Source organism: Endozoicomonas sp. ONNA1 (assembly GCF_024606325.1).
Taxonomy (GTDB): Bacteria; Pseudomonadota; Gammaproteobacteria; order Pseudomonadales; family Endozoicomonadaceae; genus Endozoicomonas_A.
In genome coordinates this window covers 1-4,292 of sequence record NZ_JAHHPN010000863.1, presented here as the reverse complement: position 1 = coordinate 4,292, position 4,292 = coordinate 1, and the positions used below count along the sequence as shown (strand labels likewise).

Genomic DNA, 4,292 nt, shown 5'->3' with positions numbered 1-4,292 from the left:
CCTGTTAGGTGACTAACGGGAATCTCGCTCCTTCAGGGGCGAGAGGATGTCAACATTTGGTGTGTTGCAGCAGCCAACAGACTCACAGAGTCTGCAAAATCAGAAGACTGAGAGGCCCGTGTGACCAGCTGATAAAATCAGCAATGGTCATATAGTATGATTGACTGTCAGCAGACGGTGCCATGAGTACCGCGTTTGCCTGACAGAATCCGGTAATCCGGCGACCGGAAGTGAGGCCGCGGGAATATGCCAACAGAAACGCCTTCGAGAACATGGCAGGGTCATAAGCCGCACGCCCGCCGTCGTTATTTTAGTAGTGATCATGAAAGATCGTAGTATTGATTTCATGATGGACCTGATAATCCAACGTGTATTCAAAGGTGCCAGGAACCAACTGTTCCAAAAGCCCTGATATTCAGACTTATCAGAGGTTTTTCTGTAGGCTCAACGCAGGTGCAGTCCTCTGTTTTTTTCTTATGTGCAATCCCCGTGGCTTTTGCTAATTTTAACCACTACTCTATGAAACGTTGAGTGACGTATGTAACCATGAAAAGTTTATCTTCAAATATGTTAGTAATTGCATTATTTGTTTGCAATTCGCTTTCATCTGTTTGTCATTCTTCTCTATTTATCAAAGAGCACAGAAATGGATTTACAATCGCTGGTGAAGTTAACAGATATGAAAATAATGTGTTGTTTAATAATATAAGAATGATTCGTTATGCAAGAAATGAAAGCTTGTTAGACGTTTCTTCTGATTATGACTCTCTTGAGAATCTTTTAGAAAAACGCAATGGTAATTATGATATTTCCGGTGAAGAGCTTTCACTTTTTATCGATAATTTTAAAGATACAAGTGTTATAAGAAAACTGTTACCAATGTCGTTTTTTGTTAGTGAAATCACAGATAAGCCGATTTATATCACTGATATCCAATCTAAGGGAGATGTTTTTATTGCCCATGGAAATGTAACAAAACAAAGCAACGATAGAGTCACATTTGTATTTATAAAAAGGAATATGCTTTTCGGTAAATCGGATGATACGTGGTCTCTAAGGAAAATATACTTATATAAATCTCATTTAGATTTCGACGACCTGGATCGTGCAATAGAAGAGATTTCTTTCACTGAAGTTCAAACTGATAATTATCGTAAGTTACTTGTTTGTGGTAATGATCCAAAAAGAATTTATCCAACAAGTGTTTCAATACAATTGCTCAGTTTAGCAACTTCCGTCTTCTCAGTGGTAATCATTATAATAACCCCAATAGTAGCTCTTTATATTCCACGTATGCTCCACTCTATTCAGCGAAGACTTGAGCTAACTCAGTAGTATGATTCTCTCACTGCAAACAGACCTGCTTCAGCTGCGCGCCGAAGGGGCGCAGCTGGTGAGCAGCGAAGTCCCGGAAACCGTCTGATGTGGCACTCTGGCGACCAATTTCGACAAAGAGTTCAGTGTATTGAAAAGCGTTTCCAGTATGTGGGCGAGCACTCGAACTGGATTCTCTTGCCGGGGTGCAGTTATCTGCCCTTGACGAAGTTAAGGCTCATATGCTTTTTTCGGCTGCTTACTACGATGTGATAATTATTGACAAAGCTCTTCAATTGAAATTACTGAGTCAAGTACTAAGCATTCTTGACGGCATAATTCGGAGAAAGAATTACAAGGATTGCCATCCGCATCTACATAGGATGGTGCTTCAAGTGCATCTGTGCAAAGCTTGTGCTTATCTGTTGCTTCAATGTATCCCAAGTTATGAATCCCGCCTATGTAAAAGCTGACGATTGCTGGATTAACATCATGACTTTTTAAAACTGATTGACCACCTCCATATGCTTGTGACTTTATCCTGTATTCACATCTATTATTAAATTCTGTTTTATCATCAAGGCTAACCTCATTCCATGAGTTTGCGGCAGCAGAAAAACAAGCCATCAATGAGCTTAACATTAATAAAAGGGATTTAATTGTACGATTTACCATTATTATTCCTCTAACTTTTTGTCCAAGGTTGGAGGCATTATCTTAGTATATGAATACAGAGTGTGCTCATTAATTTATGTGTCGCATAAGCCTTTTAAATCAGTAGTTCTCGATAGGAAATTCAGTGGATTTTCTTGGGTACGCCCGGCATGGGCATGAACTTATGGGGTGAAAGCCTTTGATAAAGAGATGTTACGAAAAAGAACAGTCATAGAGAGTGTCAATGATCATCTGAGAAATATCTCTGGGACAGAGTACACCCGGCACCGATCACTGTACAACTTTGCTGTCAATTTGATAGTAGGCCTAATAGCCTGTCACCGAGAACCCGGAAAGCCTCATATTGATATTTCAGTACTAACTGAGGGTCTGGCTGTGGCTTTCTGAGCGTCGAACATACGTTAGTTAAGGATTTCGTCATTTTAGCTTCATTGAGGGTCTATATTTCCTGTTCATTAACTGTAACTGGGAAATGACCATGAAAAAGTCATTCAATCTATTGCTGTTGCTTTTGTGTTTTTTTCATTCGATGGTACAGGCCAGCTCTCCCTCACAGAGTGATTTTGATTTTCTTGAGCCTATTAATGACACCGCACTGGTAGCAAATGGGCTTGAGTTCACGAAAAGCATTGCCGGCGTCTCTTTGTCTACCCTGTTGAATCTTGGTATATGGTGGGGTGTCTGTAAAACAGCAGGAATAGTTTCCGGGCTTTCAATCACCTATGATCTGGCTGCGTCGGATGCAAAGGAGCCGGATAAGTGGAAAACGGATTTCTGTTTGCAGCTGGCTCCCGTGATAACCACCGCCGAAGTGGCGCTGGCCGGGCACGTGTCTCCCTGGCCCCTGGAACAGCATTGGTGGAAACCCTTGTATTTTGCCGGTGCAGTAATGGCAGCTTATACCACTAATACGAAAACGAGGGAGCGCATCCCTGTCGCGGTCTTGACTTACCTTGCTTCCGAAGCGGTATCAAGAACCGGAGCCAGCGCTATTTCGGCATTCATGCTAAGAAAAATGAGCATAAGAGACATTTCAACTGAATGGTATGCAGCTGGTGGATACACAATATTGTCTTTGAGTAATGGGCTTATGGCAGGGGATATCGCCTATGAAGTCATGACTCATAAAGGCTTCAGACCAGCAAAAGTGATTTTTGCTTCTGCTGTCAGCGCAGCGATTGTGGGTACCCTCTTGGGCATTATTTCTGAGTTAATAATTGACGAGGACCGACAAATAAAGGCCGGTGTCGAAGCTGTAACCGCAAGCGGGGCATTAACCGGAATCGGTGCTGTAACCGTAATCGGCACTGTAGCCGGATTCGGAGCGGTAACCGGAATTGGAGTTTTAAACGGAATCGGGGCTTTATCCGGAGCTTTATCCGGAGTTGTATCCGGAGCCATAGCCGGAGCCGGACTCGGAGCCGGAGTCGGAGTCGGAATCCTGAACGAAGTCGGACTTGGAGCCGGAGTTGCAGCCCTGGCCGGAGTCGCACTCTTAGCCCCAGCCCTAGGCGGAGTTGGAGCCTTGCTTATGTTGGGCAGTTCGAAGATAAGCTCAAACAACCCGTTTATCAAAGCCGGTGTCACTCTGGTGCCTGCGTTGACTTTCGCTGTTGTCAATGGTCTTTCAAGCCACGCTGTTTATGGCTATCCACTGGAACAAAGCTTTTCAGAGACTGGCTGGACTCAGTGGAAAAAGTTCTATGCGCCCCTGAATTATCTCTCAACGTTGTTTAACTGACAGACTCAACTGTCAGCCACTGGAACAGCGGTGAACTCTGGCAGCTATCGGCTGCTCTTGTGGCTATGCCGAAGGCATAGTCTATTGGAAACATTTGATGGCTGCCTCATTTGCACCGCACTTTATTTGCAACGCACTTTGTAGTTAAGGATATTGTCACTCATAGCTTCGTTTAGAATCTATATTTCCAGTTCAGTCACTGTATCTGTATCTGGGGAATCACCATGAATAAGTTATTCAACCTGTGTCCGTTACTTTTGTGTTTGCTCTATTCGATGGCACAGGCCAGCCCACCCTCACAAAATGATTTTGATTTTCTTGAGCCTCTTAATGACACCGCACTGGTGGCAAATGGTCTTGAGTTAACGGGAAGCATCGCTGGAGTCTCTTTGTCTACCCTGCTCAATCTGGGTATATGGTGGGGCGTCTGTAAAACAGCGGGAATAGTTTCCGGGCTTTCAAGCACACATGATCTGGCTGAATCGGATACAAAGGAGCTGGAGCAAATGAAAACGGATTTCTGTTTGCAGCTGGCTCCCGTGATGACCACCGCCGAAGTGGC

4 protein-coding genes and 2 pseudogenes are annotated in these 4,292 nt (G+C 43.8%); 4 read left to right on the top strand and 2 right to left on the bottom strand.

Features of this window, described 5'->3' with window-relative positions; genetic code table 11:
- Positions 1–82 precede the first annotated feature (82 nt).
- Positions 83–286 (bottom strand): annotated as a pseudogene (locus tag KDK19_RS24610) (hypothetical protein); the annotation flags it as partial.
- 260 nt (positions 287–546) lie between these two features.
- On the opposite strand from KDK19_RS24610, the gene KDK19_RS20655 reads away from it, so the two are divergent.
- Positions 547–1,335 (top strand): hypothetical protein, encoded by a 789-nt coding sequence (locus KDK19_RS20655; protein WP_257282469.1) that lies wholly within the window; start codon positions 547–549, stop codon positions 1,333–1,335.
- 255 nt (positions 1,336–1,590) lie between these two features.
- Here KDK19_RS20655 and KDK19_RS20650 read toward each other — a convergent pair whose 3' ends face one another.
- Positions 1,591–1,989 carry a hypothetical protein gene (locus KDK19_RS20650; protein ID WP_257253332.1) on the bottom strand — a complete coding sequence of 133 codons (399 nt, stop codon included), beginning with the start codon at positions 1,987–1,989 and terminating at the stop codon, positions 1,591–1,593.
- Between the two features lie 177 nt (positions 1,990–2,166).
- On the opposite strand from KDK19_RS20650, the pseudogene KDK19_RS20645 reads away from it, so the two are divergent.
- The 3 genes and pseudogenes from KDK19_RS20645 to KDK19_RS20635 all read left to right on the top strand — a co-directional run.
- A pseudogene (locus KDK19_RS20645) lies at positions 2,167–2,304 on the top strand (transposase); the annotation flags it as partial.
- A 163-nt stretch (positions 2,305–2,467) separates the two neighbouring features.
- Positions 2,468–3,730 (top strand): hypothetical protein, encoded by a 1,263-nt coding sequence (locus KDK19_RS24200; RefSeq protein WP_306674615.1) that lies wholly within the window; start codon positions 2,468–2,470, stop codon positions 3,728–3,730.
- A gap of 224 nt (positions 3,731–3,954) precedes the next feature.
- On the top strand, positions 3,955–4,292 hold a 338-nt coding region (locus KDK19_RS20635; RefSeq protein WP_257292842.1), incomplete at its 3' end, for a hypothetical protein.